Genomic DNA, 22,631 nt, shown 5'->3' with positions numbered 1-22,631 from the left:
GCTTGCTCGCGAAGAACGCGAGAGCGCCGCGTTCATTCAGAAGAGGCGCGTTAGCGTTGACGTGCTTCGCGAGCAAGCTCGCTCCTACAGGGGATCGGTCAGCTGGCGGTTGCGAGGAGCAAGTCCTGCACCGATCGGCCCTTGTCGCGGTTCCGATCGTGCTCATACAACGACGCCGCAATCTCATCCGCGCGAATCGGCAGCACCGACAGCAAGGTATCGCTCAAGCCATGACTGGCCTGGCTGAAGCCCTGGATGTAGATGCCCGCCTTGCAGCGCTCGTCGGTGACGATGCGGTAGTCGCGGGCCACTTCGAAGTCGCCCATGTAGGCCTCCAGCGGCGCCAGCAGTTCACGGTGCATCTGGCGCTCGTAGCCGGTGGCGAGGATCACCGCATCGTAATGGTTGACGCTGGTTTCGCCAGTGGCGGTATTGCGCAGGGCCAGTTCGATGCCCAGCGGGCCCGGGGTGGCTTTCTCTACCACGGTGAGGGTACGGAACGCCTGGCGGGCGATGCCGGAGACTTTCTGGCGGTAGAAAATCCCGTAGATGCGCTCGATCAGGTCCAGGTCCACCACCGAGTAGTTGGTGTTCTGGTACTCGGCGACCAAACGCTCACGCTCGGCACCGACTTGCTGGAATACCAGGTCCGTAAAGGCCGGCGAGAACACTTCGTTGACGAACGGGCTGTCGTCGGCAGGCTTGAGCGCCGAGCCGCGCAGGATCATGTCGACCTGCACCGACGGGAAGCTGTCATTGAGGTCGATAAAGGCTTCGGCCGCGCTCTGGCCACCGCCGATCACGGCGATGCGCATCGGCTTGCCGTCTACGCACGGCTGGTTGGCCATGCGCTCCAGGTACTGGGAATGGTGGAACACCCGGCTGTCGCCCTTGAGCGCCTTGAACGCATCGGGGACGCGCGGCGTGCCACCGGCGCTGACCACCACCGAACGAGTGGTGCGCACATGCTGCTCGCCGTGGGCATCGCGGGAGATCACGCGCAACGCCTCGACCTGCTGCTGATGCAGGATCGGCTCGATGGCCAGCACTTCTTCACCGTAGTTGGCCTGGGCCTGGAACTGCCCCGCCACCCAGCGCAGGTAGTCGTTGTACTCCATGCGGCAGGGGTAAAAGGTGCCCAGGTTGATGAAGTCCACCAGGCGGTCGTGGGCCTTGAGGTAGTTGACGAAGGAGTACGGGCTGGTGGGGTTGCGCAGGGTCACCAGGTCCTTGAGGAAGGAAATCTGCAGTTCACTCTGGGTGACCAGGGTATTGCCGTGCCAGCGGTAGTCGGCTTGTTTGTCGAGAAACAGCACGTCCAGCTTGCCCTGGGCCTTTTCACGCTCCTGCAGGGCGATGGCCAGCGCAAGGTTCGAAGGGCCGAAACCGATCCCGATCAGGTCATGAACCGCGGGCGAAGCAATTGCCTGTGTCATTCCAGTGTCCTCTGGATAAGCCCCATGGCGGTGGGGCGGGAATACCTTCATGGCCTGAACAACAGGCCGTGTGTTGATAGGAAACGAGGACAGTGAAATAAAATTTAACTAACTGGCGATCAGTGCGCTTCCCACTCACGCATACGCACCCGGCAGTGCTTCATCGCATTGACGATGTGTTTTTCCACCAGGCTGCGGGAAATGCCCAGGCGTTCGGCGATTTGCAGGTGGGACAGGCCTTCGAGTTTGCGCAACAGGAAACTGTCGCGACAGGCCGCCGGCAACTCGGCCAGGGCGCGCTCGAGCATCTCCAGGCGCTGGCCCTGGTCGTGGCTGGCCTGGGGCGAACAGGCGGCGAAGCGTTCTTCGCTGTCCAGCACCTCCAGGGGCTCGGCCTGGCGCAAGGCGTTGCGCCGATGACCGTCGATCACCAGGTTCAAGGCGGTGCGGTACAGGAAGGCGCGGGGTTGTTCGATCGGGGTGTCGCTTACGCGCTCCAGCACCCGCACATAAGCGTCATGCACCACATCTTCGGCCACCTGACGGTTGCCCAGCTTGGCGTTGAGGAAACACACCAGCTCGCGATAGTAGTTTTCCACCATGACTCCTGACCCCACGGCCTTAATACCAACGACGCCCACCCTGTAGGAGCGAGCTTGCTCGCGAAAAACCCGAGAGCACATCCCCTTACCTGAATGCACCCGCAACCAATGGCGGTGTTGCCATCACCGGTGATGGCAGTTTGAGCGTGTGCAATTTATAGTAATTCTCATCTACTTTTAAAGAACTCTCTCGTCAGCGGTCGAATTTTTTCTCCCACTGAGCTGTAACTACTTATGTAACAGCCTAAATTCCCGGGCATTTTCCTCGTTTACCTGTCAGCTCTGCGCGACTGCGCCCCGAACTTTCCTGGCTGGAAGCTACCGATGAAACGCCCTCGACCTGCCCGACGCGCCCTGCTTGTGGTGGCGTGCCTGATTCCCATCGTTGCGTTTGCCACTTGGCAGGGCCTGACGCCAGGCCGCGACGCCCTGGCCACCGTCACCGTCACCCGCGCCGACATCGAAAACAGCGTCACCGCCCTAGGCACCCTGCAACCGCGACGTTACGTAGACGTCGGCGCCCAGGCCTCCGGGCAGATCCGCAAGATCCACGTCGAGGCCGGCGACCAGGTCCAGGAAGGCCAATTGCTGGTGGAGATCGACCCCGCCACGCAAAAAGCCAAGCTCGACGCCAGCCGCTATGCCATCGAAAACCTGCAGGCCCAGTTGCAGGAGCAGAAAGCCCAGCATCAACTGGCCCGCCAGAAGTACCAGCGCCAGCAGCGCCTGAGTGCCGGCAACGCCACCCGCGAAGAAGACGTGCAGACCGCCAAGGCTGAACTCAACGCGACCCAGGCACGGGTCGAGATGTTCCAGGCACAGATCCGTCAGGCCCAGGCCAGCCTGCGCAGTGACGAGGCCGAGTTGGGCTACACGCGCATCTACGCGCCAATGACCGGCACCGTGGTGGCCGTGGACGCGCGCGTCGGCCAGACTCTCAACGCGCAACAGCAAACCCCGCTGATCCTGCGCATCGCCAAGCTGTCGCCCATGACGGTGTGGGCGGAAGTCTCCGAAGCCGACATCGGCCATGTAAAACCCGGCATGAGCGCGTACTTCACCACCCTGAGCGGTGGCAGCCGGCGCTGGACCAGCACCGTGCGCCAGATCCTGCCGATCCCGCCCAAGCCCTTGAACGAAACCCAGAGCAACGGCAGCCCGAGCAGCACCAGCAAGAGCGGCACTGGCCGAGTGGTGCTGTACACGGTGCTGCTCGACGTAGACAACGCCGACAACGCGCTGATGGCCGAGATGACCACCCAAGTCTTTTTCGTCGCCAGCCAAGTCAAGAATGCCCTCACCGTGCCGGTCGCCGCCTTGCAAGGCACGCCAGGTTCAGAGGCGCAAATCGCCCGAGTGGTGGCCAAGAACGGTGCCATCGAAGACCGCGAAGTGCGCCTGGGCATCAGCGACCGCCTGCGCGTCGAAGTGCTCGGCGGGCTGAACGAGGGCGACCACCTGTTGATCGGCCCGGCTGACAGCCATGGGGGCTGAATTGACCACGCCCCTGATTGAACTCAAAGGCCTGCGCAAATCCTACGGCGGCGGCGACAGCCCACAGGTCGATGTGTTGCGCGGCATCGACCTGTCGATCCATGCCGGCGAGTTCGTCGCCATTGTCGGCGCGTCGGGCTCGGGTAAATCGACGCTGATGAACATTCTCGGCTGCCTCGACCGCCCCACCGAGGGTGACTACCTGTTCGCCGGGGAAAACGTCGCCCACCTGGGCAGCGACGAACTGGCCTGGCTGCGCCGCGAAGCCTTCGGTTTTGTGTTCCAGGGCTACCATTTGATTCCCTCAGGCTCTGCCCAGGAAAATGTCGAGATGCCGGCGATCTATGCCGGCATCAGCGCCGCCGAGCGCCATGCTCGCGCCAGCGCCCTGCTCACCCGCCTGGGCCTGGCCGAGCGCACCGGCAATCGGCCGCACCAACTGTCCGGTGGGCAACAGCAACGGGTGTCCATCGCCCGCGCACTGATGAACGGCGGCCATATCATCCTCGCCGACGAACCCACCGGCGCCCTCGACAGCCACAGCGGGGCCGAGGTCATGGCCTTGCTCGACGAACTGGCGAGCCAGGGCCATGTGGTCATCCTGATTACCCACGACCGTGAAGTGGCGGCGCGAGCCAACCGCATCATCGAGATTCGCGACGGCCAGATCATCAGCGACTCGGCAGACACCCGCGCGGCCACCCCCAGCGTGGCGTCGGGAGCCCTGCACGCCGTAGACCTGCGCCAACGCCTGGCCGACGGCGCCGAGCACAATGGTGCCTGGAAAGCCGAATTGGTGGACGCGGTGCAGGCCGCCTGGCGGGTGATGTGGATCAACCGTTTTCGCACGGCGCTGACGCTGCTGGGCATTATCATCGGCGTCGCGTCGGTGGTGGTAATGCTGGCGGTGGGCGAAGGCAGCAAGCGCCAGGTCATGGCGCAGATGGGCGCGTTCGGTTCCAATATCATCTACCTCAGCGGTTCTTCGCCCAACCCGCGTACGCCGCTGGGGATTGTGTCCCTCAACGACGTCGCCGCCCTGGCGACGCTGCCTCAGGTCAAGCGCATCATGCCGGTCAACGGCACCGACGCGGGTGTGCGCTTCGGCAACGTCGACTACATGGCCTACGTGGGGGGCAACGACACCAACTTCCCGGAGATTTTCAACTGGCCGGTGGTCGAGGGCAGCTATTTCACCGAGGCCGACGAACGCGCCGCCGCCACCGTCGCCGTGATCGGCGCGCGCATCCGCCAAAAGTTGTTCAAGGACGTGGCCAACCCCATCGGCCAGTACATCCTGATCGAGAACGTACCCTTCCAGGTGGTCGGCGTGCTCGCGGAAAAAGGTTCCAGCTCGGGCAACAAGGACAGTGACGACCGTGTCGCCATTCCCTACAGCGCCGCCAGTGTCCGCCTGTTCGGCAGCTACAACCCCGAATACGTGGCGATTGCCACCACCGATGCGCGCAAGGTGCATGAAGCCGAACGCGCCATCGACCAGTTGATGTTGAAGTTGCACAACGGCAAGCGCGACTACGAGCTGACCAACAACGCCGCAATGATCCAGGCCGAAGCGCGTACCCAGAACACCCTGTCGCTGATGCTCGGCTCGATTGCGGCGATTTCGCTGTTAGTGGGCGGCATCGGCGTGATGAATATCATGTTGATGACCGTGCGCGAACGCACCCGTGAAATCGGCATCCGCATGGCCACCGGGGCACGCCAGCGCGACATCCTGCGCCAGTTCCTCACCGAGGCGGTGATGCTCTCGGTGGTCGGTGGCCTGTTCGGTATTGCCCTGGCCTTGCTGGTGGGCGGCGTGTTGGTACTGGCTGAAGTGGCGGTGCAGTTTTCCCTGGTGGCGGTGCTCGGTGCGTTTGGCTGTGCGCTGGTCACCGGTGTCGTATTCGGCTTTATGCCGGCCCGTAAAGCTGCCCGGCTCGATCCGGTTAAGGCGTTGACCAGTGAATAAACGATCTCTCACTCCACGACTGTCAGCGCTCAGTGTGTGCCTGTTGCTCACGGCCTGTGGCGCTAACCCGCCCGCCATCGACAGCGGCATCGCTGCGCCCGCCGCCTGGCACTATGCCGGGCGCGAGGCAAACCAAGCCGCCAATCAACGCTGGTGGACTCAGTTTGGCAGCCCGGCGTTGAACCGCCTGATCGACCAGGCCCGCCGTGACAGCTTCGACGTAGCGGCCGCCATGGCGCGTGTCCGCCAGGCCCAGGCCGCCGCGGTGATCGCCGGTGCACCGTTGTTGCCGGAGCTGAAGTTCAACCTCGGCGCCAGCCGCCAACGGCTGTTGCGCGGCAGCGGCAACTCCGAGCTGGACGCCACCGAGAGCAACAGGACCGTCACCAACTATGACGCCAACCTCACGGCCAGCTACGAAATCGACTTCTGGGGTGGCCGCGCCGCTGCCCGCGACAGCGCCGTGCACAGCCTGCAGGCCAGTGAGTTCGATCAGGCCAACGTGGAGCTGACCCTGCTCAGCAACGTGGCCGACCGCTACGCGCAAACCCTGGCCGCACGCCAGCGCTTGCAGATTGCCGAGCTCAACCTGGCGAATGCGCGCAATGTACTGAACCTGGTGCAGACCCGTTTCGATGCCGGCTCTGCCACGGCCCTGGAACTGGCGCAACAGAAAAGCCTGGTGGCCGGTCAGCAACGGCAACTGCCACTGATCCAGCAATCGGCGGAAGAATCGCAAATCACCCTCGCCGCCTTGCTCGGCCAGCCCGTGCAGGCCCTGGAACTGGGCACAGAACCCTTCCAGGCACTGAGCTGGCCGAGTATCGGGCCCGGCGTGCCCAGCCAGTTATTGAGCCGGCGCCCCGACCTCGCCCAGGCCGAGGCCCAGTTGGCGGCGGCCAGTGCCGACGTCACGGTGGCCCGTGCGGCCATGCTGCCGACGGTGACGTTGGGCGCAACGCTTGGCTCGGGCGCGTCCAAAGCCGAAGAGATCCTGCGCAGCCCCTTCTACACCCTGACCTCGGGCCTGATGGCGCCGATCTTCAACAATGGCCGGCTGAGCGCCGAGCGCGACAAGGCTCGGGCGCGCCAGGATGAACTGCTGCAAACCTATCGCGGGGCTATCATCAACGGCTTTGCCGATGTAGAAAAAGCCCTCAGCAGCATCACCCGCCTGGACCAGCAACGCCAGTGGCAAACCGAGGAGCTGCAACAGGCGCAGACCGCCTTCCAGATTGCCCAAAGCCGCTATGAGGCCGGCGCCGAAGACCTGCTCACGGTACTGGAAACCCAACGCACCCTGTACGACGCCCAGGACCAGAACGTGCTGCTGCGCCTGTCGCGCCTGCAAGCCAGCATCGCCCTGTACAAGGCGTTAGGCGGTGGCTGGAGCACCGGTATCTGATAAACGAAACTCATATTTCATACATGAGTTGTTTCTTCACCTTACATTTTCCACCCCAAGGTCCTTGGTAAAAAAGCCGTTATCACACGGATGCCCGGGACCTCATGATGAAACCCAGCGTTGTTGTAAAAGGTCTGGCCTGCGTTGGCGGCTGGCTGATCACACACCTGGCGCTGGCCGAGCCCTTGATCGCGCCCACCGCGATCGACTGGCTGCTGGACTGCCCCCTCACTGCAACCGCGCGCCTGGACCCGGAAGTGGTTGGCCGCACCCAATGCGGCCTGGTCAGCGTGCCCCGCGACCATGCCGCCCCCCAGCGCGGCCGCATACGCCTGAGCGTGACACGGGTAGGCGCACGGCAGCCGCTCAACCGTGAAGGTGTGGTGTTCATCCAGGCCGGCGACCCCCAACAGGCCAAAGGCGCACCGTTCGTCCTTCACCTGGCCAGTCGCTGGGAGTCGCTTGCCACCCAGGCCTATCGCACCCTGGTCGACCGTTATGACGTAATCGAGTTGAGCACCCGCGACCTGCGCCAAGGCAATGGCGTGGAACAGGCCGCGCAGGATATGGAATTCGTGCGCGGGCAACTGGGCGAGGCGCGCCTCAACTACCTGGGCAACGCCACGGCCACCCGCCTGGGCAGCCGCTATGGCACGTTGTTTCCCGAACGCGTCGGGCGCATGGTGCTGATCAATACCGAGCCTGGCGAACCACTCGCCACCGGTGTGGAACAGCTCTTGCTCAAGGAGTCGCCACGCGCAGGCGCTGACGGCTGTGTGAGCCGCTGGCTGGGGGATTTTTTGGTCTATGGCAAGCAGCCGCCGGCGTCCGCACGCTGCCTGGACTTGGGCGCCTGGGAATAACCTGCGCATTTACGACCCCTATTCACCGAAAACGACCCCTTGCGTTGACGCACCTGCCCAATCGTTATTAAGTGCTATTTATCCGCATTAATACGATAAATCACCGCCATGCTGAGTCGACCGCTACGCCGCAAACGCCAGAAGCTGTCCGATGTGATTGTCGAGTCGGTCAAGCGCTCGATCGTCACCGACGCCTTGAAGCCCGGCGACCGCCTGCCCACCGAACGCGAGCTGATGGAAAGTTTCCAGTGCTCCAAAGGCTCGGCGCGCGAAGCGCTCAAGGCGCTGGAGGTCGAAGGCCTGGTGAGCACACGCACCGGCCCCAGCGGCGGGGCGTACTTGAACCAGGCCGGCACTGAACCGGCCAGCCGCGCCTTGCGCAATTACCTGCACTTCCAGCACCTGGACGGCGAGCAGGTCTACCAACTGCGCAAGGTCATCGAAGTGGAACTGGCGGTGTCGGTGCTCGGGCGTTTGAGCGAAGACGATTACATCGCCCTGCAAGCCAACGTGGATTTTTGCAGCGCCCCCGAAGACAGCGAAGCCGGCCAGCGCGAACAGCGCCTGGCAGAACTGGAGTTCCACAACCTGCTGGCCCAGGCCTGCCCCAACCCGCTGCTGAGCTTCATGGCGCAGTTTCTCAACGACTTGCTGCGCGACCTGGTGGTGCTGAAAAAAGCCTACAAGCCCAAGCGCAAGCAATTCGACGCGGCCAACCTGGACTATCACAAGCAACTGCTGATCGCCTTTCGCGCCGGGGATGAAAGCGCGGTGCGCAGCTTGATGCATGAACACATGTGCGATGCCGAACACCATATGACCGCGCTGGAAGGCCAGGTAAGCCCGCACTTCCTACTGGAGTTCGACCACTCATAAGCACACCAAAAATCCAATCTGGGAACCCGAACAGTGTGGGAGCTGGCTTGCCTGCGATGGCATCGACTCGGCCCTCCCTGTAATACCGAGGCGCCTGCATCGCAGGCAAGCCAGCTCCCACATTTGACCGCGTTCATCTGTTGAGTCGAGTTAACCAATAACAAGCCTGCCCACAGGCCCTTGCTCCACCGTATCGCCCTTGCCGCTCCTGCCAATAACTAAACCAGGGAGTCACCCCATGCAGCGTCGTACGTTATTGAAAGCCAGCCTCACCGCGGCCGCCGCCCTCAGCCTTCCGCTGAGCGTGCGTTCGGCATTCGCCGCCGAGCCTTTTACCTTTTACGGCCTCAAGTCCATGTCTGGCGCCTTTGCCAGCTATGGCAAATTTGCCGACATGGGTTCGCGCCTGGCGGTGCAACAACACGCCCAGTTGCTCGGCCGCCCGCTGAACTACAAGGTCATCGACACCGAAGGCAATGCCGGCAAGGCGGTGCGCAAGGTGCAGGAGGCCATCGCGCAGGACGGCGCACGGTTCTTCCAGGGCTGCACGCTGTCGTCTTCCGCCCTGGCAGTGGCCAAGGAAGTGGACAAGGCCAGCGGTGTGTTCATGACCCCGGTGGGCGCCGATGAAGTCACAGGCAAGGACTGCAACAAGGCGACCTTCCGCTGGTCGGTGCCCACCTACGGCGCGATCCGCGAAACCATGGTGCCGCTGATCAAGCTGCTGCCGGACGCCAAGCGCTGGTACACCATCACCCCGCAATATGTATTCGGCGAAGCCTTGCTCGAAGGCGCCAAAAACGTGCTCAAGGAACATGGCCTGGAACACGTGGGCAACAGCTACCACTCGCTGCAGGAACAGGAATTCTCCGGTTACCTGACCAACGCCATTTCTACCAAACCCGATGTGCTGGTACTGCTCAACTTTGGCAGCCAGTCGTCCAACACCTTGCGCCAGGCCGTGAACTTCGGCATCAAGGAGCGCATGAAGGTCTTGCTGGTGTGGTCTGCCGGCCTGGATCAGTTCCAGGAACTGGGCAGCGATGTGCTCGAGGGCGTGTACCTCGGCGCGCAGTACTGGCACCAGGTCGACACCCCGCTCAACCGCGAACTGGTCAAGCTCACCCAGGCCACCTACGGCATCAACCCCACCTACCCGCTGGCCGCCGATTACATCAGCACCAAAGTCATGCTCGACACCATCATTGCCACCGGCAGCTTCGACGGCCCGACCGTAGCCAAGGCCATGCAGGGCTTGAGCTACGAAGGCCCAACCGGCAAGGAGTCGATCCGCGCCGGCGACCACCAGGTGATCAAGGATTACTACCTGCTGATCGGCAAGGCCAGCGGCGACATGGCCGACAAGGACGACCTGGCCAAAGTGCTCAGCGCTGGCCAGTCGTTCCCTGCGGTCGAGGCGACGGGCTGCACGCTCGGCTGACCGTTTAACTTTGTCGCGCAGGGCCGTGCAAGCGGCCGTCTGCGGAGGGTGCCTGCATGCTTAATCTGTACCTGTTCCAGATCCTCAACGGCCTCGGGTTGGGGATGATCTACTTCCTGATCGCGGTGGGGCTGACGATCATTTTCGGCCTGCTCAACTTCGTCAACTTCGCCCACGGCGCGTTCTTCCTGCTCGGCGCCTACATCTGCTACACCGCGGTGAGCCTTACCGGCAGCTTCTGGCTGGCGCTGCTGATCGCGCCGCTGGTGGTGGCCGCGCTGGCCTGGGTAATCGAGCGCTTGCTGATCCAGCGCATCTACCACTTGCCACACATGTTCCAGATTCTGGTGACCTTGGGCATCGCCCTGATCATCCAGGAAGCCAGCGTGATGATCTGGGGGCCGGTGGGCAAAAGCGTCGCCGTGCCGGAACTGTTGCGCGGCGTGCTGGTGGTGGGGGATTTCGTCTACCCCTACTACCGCCTGTTCCTCATCGTGTTTTCCGGGCTGGTGGGCCTGGGCCTGTGGTTGCTGCTGGAACGCACGCGCTTCGGTGCCCTGGTGCGCGCCGGCAGTGAAAGCACCGAAACCGTGTCGCTGCTGGGCACCAATATTTTCCGCCTGTTCTCCATGACCTTCGCCCTCGGCGTCGCTCTGGCCGGTGTCGCCGGGGTGTTGTTCGCGCCCTTGCGCGGCGCCCAGCCCTTCGTCGGCCCGGAGATTCTGGGCATCGCCTTCGTGGTGGTGGTGATCGGCGGCATGGGCTCGTTCAGCGGTGCGCTGGTCGGCGGTTTACTGGTGGGCGTGGTGCAAAGCCTGATGACCACACTCTGGCCCCAGGGTGCGAGCCTGATGATCTACGGCGCCATGGCCGTGGTGATTCTGGTGCGCCCTTACGGCCTGTTCGGGAGAGCCTGACATGAGCGAGAAAAACCCCCTGCCGTTCGCCAAGACCCAATCCAAAGCCATGTTGCTGTGGGTGCTGGCCGTGCTGATCGGCCTGCCGTTGGTGCTGCCCTCGGCGACCCTGGCCACCGAAATCCTGATCTTTGCCATGGCCGCCCTGGCCTGCAACCTGCTGCTGGGCTACACCGGGCTGCTGTCCTTCGGCCAAGGCATCTTCTTTGGTGCCGGCGCTTATTGTGCGGCGCTGTTGATGATCCACCTGCAACTGGGCCTGTTCACCGCGTTGCTGGGCGCGGCGTTGGCCGGTGGCTTCCTGGCCTTGCTGGTGGGCGCCCTGGCGATTCGGCGCACGGGCATTTACTTCGTGATGCTCACGTTGGCTTTCAGCCAGATGGCTTACTTTGTCGCCTACACCTTGAGCGACTGGACCGGCGGCGACAACGGCCTGCTCAGCGTGCCGCGCCCGGAAATCCGTGTGGGTGACACCGTGCTGCTGTCCCTGGCCGATGCCCGCGCGTTCTACGGTTTTGTCGCGGTGCTGTTCCTGCTGATCTTCATCGGCGCACGCCGGGTGATCGCCTCACCGTTTGGCAGCACGCTGATGGCGATCCGCGAGAATGAAACCCGCGCCTCGGCCATCGGCTACGACACGCGCCACTTCAAGATCCTGGTGTTCGTGCTGTCCGGCGCGGTCACCGGGATTGCCGGGGCGCTGTACGCCATGCTGCTGCACTTTGTGCCGCTGTCGAATATCGACCTGGCGATGTCCGAGAACATCCTGATCATGACCATCGTCGGCGGCACCGGCTCGCTGTTCGGCTCACTGCTGGGCGCCGGCTCCATTGTGCTGTTGGGGGACTTTCTCTCCGACCTGTGGCCGCGCTGGCTGATGCTGCTGGGGGTGATCCTGATCCTGGTGGTGATCTTCATGCGCGGCGGGTTGTGGGGCGGCTTGGCGTCGCTGTTCGAAAAGCTACGCGGCACGCGCAAACCCGTGGTCGTCGCCAAGGAGGACGGGCTATGAGTATCTTGCTGGAAACCACAAACCTTGAGCTGGCCTACGGCGCGTTCCATGCGGTCAATGGCGTCAACCTCAAGGTTGAAGCCGGCACCATCCACACCATCATCGGCCCCAACGGCGCCGGCAAGACCAGCCTGTTCCATTGCCTGACGGGTGAGCGCCAGGCCACCACCGGGGCGATCCATTTCGATGGCATGAACCTGATGCGCAAGCCGGCCCACGGCCGCGTCGGCCTGGGCATGGCGCGCTCGTTCCAGCTCACCAGCCTGTTCCAGAACCTCAGCGTGCGCGAGAACCTGCGCCTGGCCGCCCAAGGCCGCGACGGCGTGCGCGCCTTGAATTTCTGGCGCCGGGTCGACAGCAAGCGCGAGCATCTGGAGATGGCCGACCAAGTGCTGGAGCGCCTGCAACTCACCGCCCGCGCCGACACCCTGGCCGGTGAGTTGTCCCACGGCCAGCAACGGGTGCTGGAGGTGGGCATGTCGATCTGCTCCAAACCCAAACTGTTGATGCTCGACGAGCCCACCTCGGGCATGGGCATCGACGATATCCCGATCATGACCCAACTGATCAGCGACCTTGGCCGCGACCATACGGTGCTGTTGATCGAACACAACATGAGCATCGTCATGTCCATCAGCCAACGCATCACGGTGATGAGCCACGGGCAGATCCTGGTGGAAGGCACGCCGGAATTCGTGCGCGCCGATGAACGTGTGCGCACTGCCTATCTTGGGGAGGCTGCCTGATGCTGATCGTCGAGAATATCCATTCCTACTACGACAAAAGCCATGTGCTGGAGGGTGTGTCGCTGAGCGTCAACCCCGGCGAACTGGTGACCCTGCTGGGCCGTAACGGTGCCGGCAAGACCACCACCCTGCGCAGCATCCTCGGCATCATCTGCCCGCGCCAGGGCCAGATTCATTTCAACGGCCAGGCGCTGGTGGGGCAAAAGATCTTTGAAATTGCGCGCCAGGGCTTGGCGCTGGTGCCGGAAAACCGTGGGATTTTCCGCCTGTTGACGGTGGAGGAAAACCTGCGCATCGCCGCCCGCAAGCACAGTCGCTGGCAACTGGAGGACGTGTACGCCATGTTCCCGCGCCTCAAGGAGCGGCGCAAAAACGCCGGCCATGCGTTGTCCGGCGGCGAACAGCAGATGCTCGCCATCGCCCGTGCCCTGCTGAACGACCCCAAGCTGCTGATCCTCGACGAGCCCACTGAAGGCCTGGCCCCGGTGATCGTCGACGAGCTGGTGAAGATCCTGCGCAAGGTCAAGGACGAGGGCCTGCCGGTATTGCTGGTGGAGCAGAACCTGATGGTCTGCGACAAGCTCGCCGACCGCCATTACGTGCTCGAACAGGGCCGCGTGGTGTACGAAGGCAGCGCCGCTGACTTCCGCGCCGACCCGACGATCAAAAACCGTTACCTGGCCTTGAGTGCCTGAGTGGAGATTCCTGATGAACAGTCTTGCGCAACCGCTCCAGAGCAATGCCCCATTGATCAACCGCGACCGCTTGTGGCAGTCGCTGATGGACCTGGCCCAGCTCGGCGCCACGGCCAAGGGCGGCGTGTGTCGCCTGGCGCTCACCGACCTGGACCGCCAGGCCCGCGACCTGTTCGTGCAGTGGTGCGAAGCCGCCGGGTGCAGCGTCAGTGTGGATGCCATCGGCAATATTTTCGCGCGGCGCCCTGGGCGTAACCCCGCCCTGCCCCCGGTGATGACCGGCAGCCATATCGACACCCAGCCCACAGGCGGCAAGTTCGACGGTTGCTACGGGGTCATGGCCGGGCTGGAAGTGATCCGCACGCTCAATGACTTGCAGATCCAAACCCAGGCGCCCATCGAAGTGGTGGTGTGGACCAACGAAGAAGGCTCACGCTTCCCGCCGTGCATGATGGGCTCCGGGGTATTTGCCGGGAAGTTCGACTTGCAGGACACCCTCGACAAGTGCGACGACCAGGGCCTGTCGGTGGGCGCTGAATTGCAGCGCATCGGCTATGCCGGTGCCCGTGCGGTACTGGGCCACCCAGTGGGGGCGTATTTCGAAGCGCATATCGAGCAAGGCCCGGTGCTGGAAGACCAGGCGATTACCCTGGGCGTGGTGATGGGCTGCCTGGGCCAGAAGTGGTTCGACCTGACCCTCACTGGCGTAGAGGCACATGCGGGCCCTACGCCCATGCACCTGCGCAAGGACGCCCTGGTGGGCGCTGCCGAGGTGGTCAGTGCGGTCAACCGTATCGCCCATCAGCACCAGCCTCACGCCTGTGGCACCGTCGGCTGCCTGAACCTGCACCCTGGCTCGCGTAACGTGATCCCCGGCCAGGTGCACATGACCATAGACCTGCGCCACCTGCACGCCGACAAGCTGCAAGCCATGGTCGATGAAGTGCGCGCAGTGATCGAAGACTCGGCCGCCCGCCACGGCTTGACGTTTGAACTAACGCCCACCGCCGACTTCCCGCCACTGGACTTCCACCCGACCTGCGTCAACGCCGTGCGTGAAGGTGCCAAGGCATTGGGCCTGAGCCATATGGACATCGTCAGCGGCGCCGGGCATGACGCGATCTTCGTCGCCGAACTGGGCCCGGCCGGGATGATCTTTGTGCCGTGCGAAGGCGGCATCAGCCATAACGAAATCGAAAACGCCGCGCCGGATGATCTGGCCGCAGGCTGCGCGGTGTTGTTGCGCGCCATGGTGAACGCGGCCCAGGGGGATCTGGCATGAGTGAGATTGGCCAACTGACGGCGGTGCAGCTATTGCAGCATTTTCGCGACAAAAGCTTGTCCCCCGTGGAGGTTACTGAAGATGCTTTGCTGCGCATCGAGCGCTATAACCCGGTGGTGAATGCCTACTGCCATGTCGACCCGCAAGGCGCGCTGGAGGCTGCGCGAGCGTCGGAACAACGCTGGTTGAAAGGTGAACCTTGCGGCGCGCTGGATGGCGTGCCGGCGTCGATCAAAGACCTGACGCTGACCGTCGGCATGCCCACGCGCAAAGGTTCGCGCACCTCCAATGCCGAAGGCCCGTGGGACGTGGACGCGCCCTTCGCGGCCTTCATGCGCAAGGCCGGCGCGGTGCTGCTGGGCAAAACCACCACCCCGGAATTCGGCTGGAAAGGCGTGACCGACAACCCGCTGTACGGCATCACCCGCAACCCGTGGGACACGCGCACCACCGCCGGCGGTTCCTCCGGAGGCGCCGCTGCGGCAGCGGCGTTGAACCTCGGCGTGCTGCACCAGGGCAGCGACGCCGGCGGCTCGATCCGCATTCCCTGTGCGTTTACCGGCACCTTCGGGATCAAGCCAACCTTCGGCTACGTGCCGCAATGGCCGGCCAGCTCCATGACCATCCTGTCGCACCTGGGACCGATGACGCGCACCGTGGCAGACAGCGTGCTGATGCTGCAAGCCGTGGCGCAGCCGGATGCGCGGGACGGCCTGATCGGCGCGCCGCGAACCACGCCCTGGCTCGTTCCAGGAGCGGACCTGAAGGGATTGCGTGTCGCCTACAGCCCCACGTTCGGCTATGCGAAGGTCGACCCGCAGGTCGCCAAGGTGGTGGATCAGGCTGTGCAGGGCCTGGTGCAACTGGGCGCCCAGGTCGAACAAATCGACCCTGGCTTCAGCGACCCACTGGAGGTGTTCAGCACCCTATGGGCTGCCGGCGCAGCACGCCTGACCGGCACAATGAGCGAGGCGCAAAAGCAACAGCTCGACCCCGGGTTGCTGCGCATTGCACAGCGAGGCGAACGCTTGAGCCTGGATGATTTCAACGCAGCCCTGGAAGCCCGAGCGGCGCTGGTTGCACGGATGGCCGCGTTCCATGAGCATTACGATGTGCTGGTGTCGCCGATGATGCCGATCACCGCATTCGAAGCCGGGCACAACGTACCGCCGGGCTCAGGGATGACTGAGTGGATGCAATGGACGCCGTTCACCTACCCCTTCAACCTCACCCAACAACCAGCGGCGTCAGTGCCGTGCGGGTTGGCAGCGAATGGCCTACCGGTGGGCTTGCATGTGGTGGGTGCGCGGTTTGCCGATGAGCAGGTGTTGAGGGTGTGTCACGCGTATGCCAAAGCATTCCCCACAGAACACTTGCACACACCGAAAAGCCCGACCTGACATACGACTCTACTGTGGCTTGCCTGCGATAGCACAGGTTCAGTCAGCCCATTGGCCTCTGACACACCGCCGTCGCAGCTTCTACACAATTTTGTAGGTTATAGCAGCCAACGGTAACCACGATGCGAAGCGAGCCGCTCTTGCTCTTGATCTGCTTTTGATCTTGATCTCAGGCGCCCCGTTAAACCACGCTGGCCGGAATTCGACAGGGATTTGGGGGGTAAACCGGCAGGGATGCCGGTTTAGCCGCCCCGCGCCATGGATGGCGCGTGGCGGCGGCCCCCCAAATCACTGGCGGATTACGGGCACACCGAGCCTAAGCGAGGTGCCGAGTGGTGGGGCAAGAGCGTTTTGCTTACTTTTGCGCTTTTCAAAAGTGAGCCGCCGTCAGGGCGGAACCTTAAGTGGCCGTTACCGCAGGAATGGATATGTACACAATCCAACTGTGTCGGCTGTCAGGCCGTCTTCGCAGGCAAGCCAGCTCCCACATTTGGATCGCGGCGCGTCAGTTAGATCAGCGTCGGCTGCAGGGCCGTCACGGGAGCAAGCTCCCTCGCCACAGGTCCGGCGTCGCACCAAAGTTGTGTAGATACCTATGGCTATCGCAAGCCAGCTCCCACATTGATCGCATTCCAATCCTGCCTCTTCAACGCGGCGCGGGTGTGGCCGATGAGCAGGTGTTGAAGGTATGCCAAGGCGTTCCCGATGCCGCTTCTGAAAGCACCGAAACACTCGAGCTGACCAGCGTTCAGATAAATGGCCTGGGACAGCTATGTACCGCTCTACCAGGTCGTTTCAGCGATCAAATCTTCAGGGTATTTCAGCGCCTCAACCTTGAAGGAGTTCCCACCGTGGAATCGATCCGATACAAAGACCTGCTTATTAACTTCACCTCTAACTTCACCTATTACGGCAACAACCGTACCGGCGAATCCGGGCACTTCGGTGACGCCGCCTTCACGCTCTATCGCCCCCGAGTCACGCCGGCACTTGCCGAATATTCGATACTCGGCGATGTACTGGAGCCCAACTTTACCGATATCCATGGCCTGAAAGTGGTGCCGATCGTGGCGGATGCACAGGGCTCGACAGGTACAGCGCTCAAACCACCGACCGGCTTTACCTGGGTATGGGAGATACAAAGAGCCGAGCTCACCCTGTCCATCTGGCGCCCGCAGCCACCGCCCGGGTACGTGTGCATGGGCCTGGTCTGCAGCAACTCACTGCGCGCACCGGACATCGGAACGGTCAAATGCATCCGCGCAGACCTGGTCACTGAAGCCAGGATCAATCAGGAGGTCTGGAACGACAGGGGTACACACGCAGGCACGAACTTCTCGGCCTGGAGCATTTCGCCGCCGTCTCCCATGCCAGCAGAAGTGTTTTTCAGCACCGGCACCTTCATCGGTCACGACCACTACCAAGCGCCTTCACCGGTAACGCCCACCTACGCCCTTCGCACTCACCTCTCCATTGAGCCTCCCACCGAGCCATCGCACGCCCCCGTACTGCACAATTATGCGCATCCCACGGCACTCACCTCCGACACTGCGACGTATACAACCTTGCTGCCCTGGTTTGTCATCTCTGACCCTGATTTGACGCAGGATCAACAGTTCCTTCAATCGCCCCAATATAAGTTAGAGACCACCGAAACCTATAAGCTGGTACGCCATGCGTATAACAACACAGGTGACATTCAACGCTACAGTTTGATGTTCCAGTCCAGCACGTCCACCAGCACCACGCAAACCGAGACAGATATCAAGACCGCAGAAGCGTTAGCAGAAGCCACCTTTGCCGGCTACTTCAAGACCAGCGTCAAAGTCGGCTCCAGCATCAGTCAAAGCAATGCCATCACCCAAGGTTGGACCACCACAAAAAGCTCTACCGTCTGGTGCACGTTGGGCGCCTATAAAGCCGTGGCAGTGTACCTGATCAGCTACACCTACCGACTACTGCGTGCAGACAAACAGGAAGTGGGTAAAAGCCTTACCCGTCAACCCAACAATAGTCTGTACTGGACCGAATATCCGCCAGCGCCAAAATCGGTGACCATCAGCACAACGACCGAACCACAGGACCCGGCGTTTTTGCTGCACGAATGAGTGCAAGTCCAGGCGCCGATGACTCTACAATAACCGCCACTTTCCTCGGCGGCTGACATCCATGGACATCGAACTGGCACGCACCTTCCTCGAAATCACCCGCTGCGGCAGCCTGGCCGCAGCGGCCGAGAAACTGCACGTCACCCAGACCGCCATCACCGCCCGGGTGAAGAACCTGGAAAGCCAGCTGGGCTGCACACTGTTCGTGCGCAACCGTGCCGGTGCACGGCTGACCGCCGACGGCGAGGCCTTCGTGGTGTACGCCAACCAGTTGCTGCAAACCTGGGAAGCGGCGCGCCGTGACCTGCCATTGCCAGACGGCTATCGCAACGTGCTGCATATCGGCGGTGAAGTCAGCCTGTGCAACCCGTTGATGCTCGGCTGGGCCAAGGCGTTGCGCGAGCACATACCAGGCCATGCGCTGCGCACCGAAGTGCGTGAAGGCGAGTACCTGCTACGCCAACTGGAGCTGGGTGTGCTCGACGCCGCCTTGGTGTTCCAGCCGCAATACTGGCCGGGCTTGCAGGTGGAACAGGTGCTGGAAGAAAAACTGATTCTGGTGCAACTCGCGAGCAAACCCGAGCCTTACGTGTATATCGACTGGGGCCAGGGTTTTCGCCAGCAGCACGACGCCGCCCTGCCCGACCGCGCGCGTGCTGCGGTGAGTTTCAACCTGGGGCCGCTGGCGTTGCAGTACATTCTGGAAAACGGCGGTGCTGGCTACTTCCGCACACGGGTGGTGCAGAGCTACCTGGACAGCGGCGTGATGCAGCGCGTGCCCAAGGCGCCGGAATTCAGCTTCCCGACCTACCTGGTGTATTCGCGGGCGCGGGATTCGGCGGTGTTGCAACAGGCTTTGGAGCTGCTACGCACAGTGGTGAAAGCCGAAGGCGACTGGTCGCAACGCTGGGACCCGCTGATTTGAATCACTCTACGCCTGCGCACATGCTAGCCTGCTGGTGTTCCCCCTCGCAGCCTTACCGATGAACAAGAAAAAGTCCGTCACCATCAGCGACATTGCCAAACGGGTCGGCATGACCACCATTACGGTGTCCCGGGCCTTGAGCAAACCCGACCTGGTCAAACCCGCCACCCTGGCGCGCATTCTGGAAGTGGCCCGCGAGCTGGACTACGTGCCCAACGCCTTCGCCCGTGGGCTCAAGCGCAGTGAAAGCCTGATCATCGGGGTCATCACCGCTTCGGTGGACAACCCGTTCTACAGCGAGATGATCAAGGCGATTTCCCGCGAGGCCAAACAGCACGGCTACACCATCATGCTGGTGGACACCGATGAGCTGGAGGAACTCGAAAGCAAGGCGGTGGATACCCTGCTGGGGTATCGCGTGGCGGGGATCATCCTCTCGCCGGTCTCCGATGAACCGAGCTACCAACCCGACTACCTGGAGCGCCTGAGCAACGGCAAAACCCCGGTGGTGCTGCTCGATCGCACGATCCACGACAGCCCGTTCAGCCGCGTGGTGCTCGACAACTACCACAGCGGCCTGCAAGCCGCGCACTACCTGTTACGCCAAACGCCCAACCTCAAGCGCCTGCTGGTGCTGACCGGCCCCGAACATTCGCGCATCAGCGTGGAGCGCCTCAAAGGCCTGCGGGAAGTGCTGGCCGAACACCCCGACATTCAGGTCGAGGTTCAGGCGGGCGACTACACGCTGATGCCGGCTTACCTGCATACCCTCGACTACCTGGCCGCACACTCGGCGCCGGACGCGATCATGGGTTTCAACCAGTTGATCACCCTGGGGGCCCTGCGCGCGTTGCGCATGCACAACATCGCCCATGACAGCCTGACCATCTGCGGCATCGACCGCCTGCCCTTCGCCGATATCTTTGGCGTGCCCATCGCCTGCGTGGCCCATGACGCGTCCCTGGCCGGCAGCAGTGCGGTGCGCCTGCTGCTCGACCGCCTGCAAGACCCGCACAAGCCACGGGACAAAGTGGTGATCGCCGGGCAGTTGGAAAACGGCTAGCGGCTGGTGTAGCCGCCGTCTACCGGCAGGCTGACGCCACTGATCATGCTCGCCGCGTCACTGAGCAGGAACAGCACCGGCAGCGCGACTTCCGCCGGTTGCGCAAAACGCCCCAACGGAATCGCGGCCAGTGCCGGGTCGCGCTTGGCCGGGTCGGACCAGGCCATGGCCGCCATCGGCGTCAAGGTCACGGTGGGGTTGACGCTATTGACGCGTATGCCAAAACGGCCCCATTCGGCGCATTGCACACGGGTGATTGCATCCAGTGCAGCCTTGGAGGCGCAATAGCTCAGGTGATCATCCAGCGCCACCAACGATGCCTGGCTGGAGACGTTGACGATGCTGCCGGCAATGTCCGCCTCGATCATCTTCGCCGCGACTCGGCTGGCCACTTGCGCAGCGGCGCGGGCGTTAACGCCCATCACCTGATCGAAGGCGTCGGCGCTGATGGCAGCGGCGGGTTCCAGGCGTGAAATCCCGGCGCAATTGACCAGGCCGTGCAGGGGCGGCAGGTCGTGCAGGGCTTTGTCGAGGGCGATGCTGTCAGCGATGTCCACGCACAAGGTGTGGCAACCCAATGCCGCCAAGGCTTGGGCGTCGCGACCGAGGGCGAAGACTTCGGCGCCGCTGGCGATCAGTTGCTGGGCGATTTCGCGACCAATGCCGCTGCTGGCACCGGTGACGAGGATGCGCTGGTGCGAAAAGTCGAAGGTTGTAGACATAAATAAAGATCTCAAAACCAATGAAGACCCACTGTGGGAGCTGGCTTGCCTGCGATAGCGGAGTGTCAGTCTCCTTATCGGGTGCTGATACACCGCTATCGCAGGCAAGCCAGCTCCCACATTTCTGGATCGTGTTGAATCAGGTGGCTTGCAGGTTGTGCATGACCGGTTTCAGGGCCGGGTACAGCTTCAGGTACTCGGCAAACGCCCGGTCATAGGTCATGACATTCTCCCGCTTGGGCTGTGCCCGCAATTGCAACTGCACCCAGCCGGTGTCCATCTGCCCATCACTCACCAGCCCCACCGTATGCGCCGCCAGCAACGCCGCGCCCAGGGCCGCTTCTACCTCCTGCACGATGGTGTACACAGGGTAGCGTGTGACATCGGCGATGATCTGCATCCACAGGTCCGAATGGCTCGCCCCGCCCACCACAATCAGGCGTGGGTCCAGGGAATGCGCGCCTTGGGTGCCCGCTTCGATATTGTGGCGCAGGGCAAAACTCACGCCCTCCAGCACCGCGCGGTACAGGTGAAAGCGGCTGTGGTACAGGTTGAGCCCGACAAAACTGCCGCTGGCGCGGTCATCCCACAGCGGGCTGCGTTCGCCCATCAGGTAAGGCAAAAACACCACGCCTTCGCTGCCGGCCGGAATCTTCATCGCGCTCTGCTCCAGCAGCGCCAGGCTGTCTTGCCCCGTGGCCTGGGCCTGCTGTTCTTCGGCCTGGCAGAACTGCTCGCGAAACCAGCTGACCGAGGCTCCGGCGGTGATCGCACCGCCGAAGATGTACAGGTCGCGGTGGCCGTTGTAGACATGGGGCATGCTCACCAAACCATGGCGCGCATCCACCTGCTGGTTCAGGTAGCCCCAGCACATGCTGGTGCCGATCATCGCCACATGATTGCCCGGCTGGGTGACACCCGCCGCCAGGGTCGCCATGGCCGCGTCCACGCCCCCAGCGAGGATCGGCGTGCCCGCCTGCAGGCCCAGGCGTGCGGCCCAGTCTGCAAGCAAACCACCCACCACCTCGCCGGAATACAGCAACCGCTCGGGCATCATCGACTGCGCGATACCCAGCGCCTCCAGCATCTCGCCTGACCAGTTGCGCGCCGCCACGTCGTAGACACCGCCGATATTCCCGGCGCTGCTGTGGTCCACCGCCAACTCGCCGGTCAGGCACCAGTTGATGTAGCTGTTGGGCGGCAGCAGGTAACGGGTATTCGCCCACACCTGGGGCTGGTGCTGCTTGAGCCAGAGCATCTTGGTGAAGCCGTAGTAGCTGTCCACCGAGTTGCCGGTGATGGCGAACAAGCGCTCCAGGTCCACATGCTCGCGTACCCAGGCCACCTGCTCGCCGGCGCGGCGGTCCATCCAGATCAGGCACGGGTGCAGCGGCGTCATCTGTGCATCCACGGCAATGCCCGAACCACCGTACAAAGTGCTGATGCACAGCGCCTTGACCTGCGGCGCCGGCACCCCGGCCTTGGCCATGCACTGGGCCACGCAGGTCTCGACGGCATCCAGCCACACCTGCGGCCACTGCTCGGCCCAGCGCACTTTCGGGGTGTCTACCCGGTAGCCGTGGCTGTGCTGGGCGATGATCGTGCCCTGGGCATCCACCAGCAGCGCTTTGGTGCTTTGGGTGCCAATGTCTACACCGATGACGTAGTCCAT

The 22,631-nt window shown here is 63.0% G+C and carries 19 protein-coding genes; 15 read left to right on the top strand and 4 right to left on the bottom strand.

What is annotated here, in order from left to right; genetic code table 11:
• Nucleotides 1-98: 98 nt before the first annotated feature.
• Both PSH76_RS10200 and PSH76_RS10195 read right to left on the bottom strand, forming a co-directional pair.
• On the bottom strand, nucleotides 99-1,436 hold the full coding sequence (locus PSH76_RS10200; protein WP_278917557.1) for a lysine N(6)-hydroxylase/L-ornithine N(5)-oxygenase family protein: 1,338 nt from the start codon (nucleotides 1,434-1,436) through the stop codon (nucleotides 99-101).
• Nucleotides 1,437-1,555: 119 nt separating this feature from the next.
• Entirely contained in the window at nucleotides 1,556-2,038 is a 483-nt protein-coding gene (locus tag PSH76_RS10195) for a sigma-70 family RNA polymerase sigma factor (RefSeq protein WP_305494023.1), read from the bottom strand.
• Between the two features lie 324 nt (nucleotides 2,039-2,362).
• Here PSH76_RS10195 and PSH76_RS10190 point away from each other — a divergent pair, with 324 nt between their 5' ends.
• The 15 genes from PSH76_RS10190 (at nucleotide 2,363) to PSH76_RS10120 (ending at nucleotide 20,237) form a co-directional block, all read left to right on the top strand.
• Nucleotides 2,363-3,532, top strand: coding sequence for an efflux RND transporter periplasmic adaptor subunit (locus PSH76_RS10190; RefSeq protein ID WP_047711220.1), 1,170 nt, complete (start codon nucleotides 2,363-2,365; stop codon nucleotides 3,530-3,532).
• A complete protein-coding gene (locus tag PSH76_RS10185) occupies nucleotides 3,522-5,504 on the top strand; it encodes a MacB family efflux pump subunit (RefSeq protein WP_192901666.1) in 1,983 nt (660 codons plus the stop codon). Before PSH76_RS10190 ends, PSH76_RS10185 begins: the two co-directional genes overlap by 11 nt.
• Nucleotides 5,497-6,909 (top strand): efflux transporter outer membrane subunit, encoded by a 1,413-nt coding sequence (locus tag PSH76_RS10180; protein ID WP_305494022.1) that lies wholly within the window; start codon nucleotides 5,497-5,499, stop codon nucleotides 6,907-6,909. The genes PSH76_RS10185 and PSH76_RS10180 overlap by 8 nt, the downstream gene beginning before the upstream one ends.
• A 107-nt stretch (nucleotides 6,910-7,016) precedes the next feature.
• On the top strand, nucleotides 7,017-7,772 hold the full coding sequence (locus tag PSH76_RS10175) for an alpha/beta hydrolase (protein ID WP_278918082.1): 756 nt from the start codon (nucleotides 7,017-7,019) through the stop codon (nucleotides 7,770-7,772).
• 108 nt (nucleotides 7,773-7,880) lie between these two features.
• The gene (locus PSH76_RS10170) at nucleotides 7,881-8,648 is read left to right on the top strand and encodes a FadR/GntR family transcriptional regulator (protein ID WP_056787297.1); all 768 of its coding nucleotides are present in this window, start codon (nucleotides 7,881-7,883) and stop codon (nucleotides 8,646-8,648) included.
• Between the two features lie 238 nt (nucleotides 8,649-8,886).
• Nucleotides 8,887-10,089 (top strand): ABC transporter substrate-binding protein, encoded by a 1,203-nt coding sequence (locus PSH76_RS10165; protein ID WP_056787294.1) that lies wholly within the window; start codon nucleotides 8,887-8,889, stop codon nucleotides 10,087-10,089.
• A gap of 56 nt (nucleotides 10,090-10,145) precedes the next feature.
• Complete coding sequence (locus PSH76_RS10160) at nucleotides 10,146-11,006, top strand: branched-chain amino acid ABC transporter permease (protein ID WP_020301305.1); 861 nt, start codon at nucleotides 10,146-10,148, stop codon at nucleotides 11,004-11,006.
• A gap of 1 nt (nucleotide 11,007) precedes the next feature.
• Entirely contained in the window at nucleotides 11,008-12,018 is a 1,011-nt protein-coding gene (locus PSH76_RS10155) for a branched-chain amino acid ABC transporter permease (RefSeq protein WP_305494021.1), read from the top strand.
• A complete protein-coding gene (locus PSH76_RS10150; RefSeq protein ID WP_305494020.1) occupies nucleotides 12,015-12,764 on the top strand; it encodes an ABC transporter ATP-binding protein in 750 nt (249 codons plus the stop codon). The genes PSH76_RS10155 and PSH76_RS10150 overlap by 4 nt, the downstream gene beginning before the upstream one ends.
• Nucleotides 12,764-13,459: an ABC transporter ATP-binding protein gene (locus PSH76_RS10145; RefSeq protein ID WP_003192343.1), complete on the top strand. Its 696-nt coding sequence runs from the start codon at nucleotides 12,764-12,766 to the stop codon at nucleotides 13,457-13,459. The genes PSH76_RS10150 and PSH76_RS10145 overlap by 1 nt, the downstream gene beginning before the upstream one ends.
• A 13-nt stretch (nucleotides 13,460-13,472) precedes the next feature.
• A complete protein-coding gene (locus PSH76_RS10140; RefSeq protein WP_305494019.1) occupies nucleotides 13,473-14,741 on the top strand; it encodes a Zn-dependent hydrolase in 1,269 nt (422 codons plus the stop codon).
• On the top strand, nucleotides 14,738-16,141 hold the full coding sequence (locus PSH76_RS10135; protein ID WP_305494018.1) for an amidase: 1,404 nt from the start codon (nucleotides 14,738-14,740) through the stop codon (nucleotides 16,139-16,141). Before PSH76_RS10140 ends, PSH76_RS10135 begins: the two co-directional genes overlap by 4 nt.
• A gap of 662 nt (nucleotides 16,142-16,803) precedes the next feature.
• Entirely contained in the window at nucleotides 16,804-18,249 is a 1,446-nt protein-coding gene (locus tag PSH76_RS10130) for a Vps62-related protein (protein ID WP_192901665.1), read from the top strand.
• A 61-nt stretch (nucleotides 18,250-18,310) separates the two neighbouring features.
• A complete protein-coding gene (locus PSH76_RS10125) occupies nucleotides 18,311-19,174 on the top strand; it encodes a LysR family transcriptional regulator (protein ID WP_305494017.1) in 864 nt (287 codons plus the stop codon).
• 58 nt (nucleotides 19,175-19,232) lie between these two features.
• Nucleotides 19,233-20,237: a LacI family DNA-binding transcriptional regulator gene (locus PSH76_RS10120; protein WP_032896428.1), complete on the top strand. Its 1,005-nt coding sequence runs from the start codon at nucleotides 19,233-19,235 to the stop codon at nucleotides 20,235-20,237.
• Here the strand turns inward: PSH76_RS10120 and PSH76_RS10115 are convergent.
• The gene (locus PSH76_RS10115; RefSeq protein ID WP_305494016.1) at nucleotides 20,234-20,959 is read right to left on the bottom strand and encodes an SDR family oxidoreductase; all 726 of its coding nucleotides are present in this window, start codon (nucleotides 20,957-20,959) and stop codon (nucleotides 20,234-20,236) included. The two genes, PSH76_RS10120 and PSH76_RS10115, sit on opposite strands and share 4 nt — an antisense overlap.
• 139 nt (nucleotides 20,960-21,098) lie before the next feature.
• Nucleotides 21,099-22,631, bottom strand: a complete 1,533-nt coding sequence (locus PSH76_RS10110; RefSeq protein WP_305494015.1) for an FGGY-family carbohydrate kinase — start codon at nucleotides 22,629-22,631, stop codon at nucleotides 21,099-21,101.

Source organism: Pseudomonas sp. FP215 (genome assembly GCF_030687795.1).
GTDB lineage: Bacteria > Pseudomonadota > Gammaproteobacteria > Pseudomonadales > Pseudomonadaceae > Aquipseudomonas > Aquipseudomonas salmasensis.
Note: the sequence above shows the minus strand (reverse complement) of the source record. Positions and strands in the feature narration are given on the sequence as shown.

Coding starts and splice junctions, on each gene's coding strand:
- PSH76_RS10170 (WP_056787297.1), top strand. CDS start 7,881: ATGCTGAGTCGACCGCTACGCCGCAAACGCCAGAAGCTGTCCGATGTG.
- PSH76_RS10145 (WP_003192343.1), top strand. CDS start 12,764: ATGCTGATCGTCGAGAATATCCATTCCTACTACGACAAAAGCCATGTG.
- PSH76_RS10160 (WP_020301305.1), top strand. CDS start 10,146: ATGCTTAATCTGTACCTGTTCCAGATCCTCAACGGCCTCGGGTTGGGG.
- PSH76_RS10150 (WP_305494020.1), top strand. CDS start 12,015: ATGAGTATCTTGCTGGAAACCACAAACCTTGAGCTGGCCTACGGCGCG.
- PSH76_RS10165 (WP_056787294.1), top strand. CDS start 8,887: ATGCAGCGTCGTACGTTATTGAAAGCCAGCCTCACCGCGGCCGCCGCC.
- PSH76_RS10120 (WP_032896428.1), top strand. CDS start 19,233: ATGAACAAGAAAAAGTCCGTCACCATCAGCGACATTGCCAAACGGGTC.
- PSH76_RS10175 (WP_278918082.1), top strand. CDS start 7,017: ATGAAACCCAGCGTTGTTGTAAAAGGTCTGGCCTGCGTTGGCGGCTGG.
- PSH76_RS10200 (WP_278917557.1), bottom strand. CDS start 1,436: ATGACACAGGCAATTGCTTCGCCCGCGGTTCATGACCTGATCGGGATC.
- PSH76_RS10125 (WP_305494017.1), top strand. CDS start 18,311: ATGGACATCGAACTGGCACGCACCTTCCTCGAAATCACCCGCTGCGGC.
- PSH76_RS10155 (WP_305494021.1), top strand. CDS start 11,008: ATGAGCGAGAAAAACCCCCTGCCGTTCGCCAAGACCCAATCCAAAGCC.
- PSH76_RS10140 (WP_305494019.1), top strand. CDS start 13,473: ATGAACAGTCTTGCGCAACCGCTCCAGAGCAATGCCCCATTGATCAAC.
- PSH76_RS10195 (WP_305494023.1), bottom strand. CDS start 2,038: ATGGTGGAAAACTACTATCGCGAGCTGGTGTGTTTCCTCAACGCCAAG.
- PSH76_RS10135 (WP_305494018.1), top strand. CDS start 14,738: ATGAGTGAGATTGGCCAACTGACGGCGGTGCAGCTATTGCAGCATTTT.
- PSH76_RS10185 (WP_192901666.1), top strand. CDS start 3,522: ATGGGGGCTGAATTGACCACGCCCCTGATTGAACTCAAAGGCCTGCGC.
- PSH76_RS10190 (WP_047711220.1), top strand. CDS start 2,363: ATGAAACGCCCTCGACCTGCCCGACGCGCCCTGCTTGTGGTGGCGTGC.
- PSH76_RS10115 (WP_305494016.1), bottom strand. CDS start 20,959: ATGTCTACAACCTTCGACTTTTCGCACCAGCGCATCCTCGTCACCGGT.
- PSH76_RS10110 (WP_305494015.1), bottom strand. CDS start 22,631: ATGGACTACGTCATCGGTGTAGACATTGGCACCCAAAGCACCAAAGCG.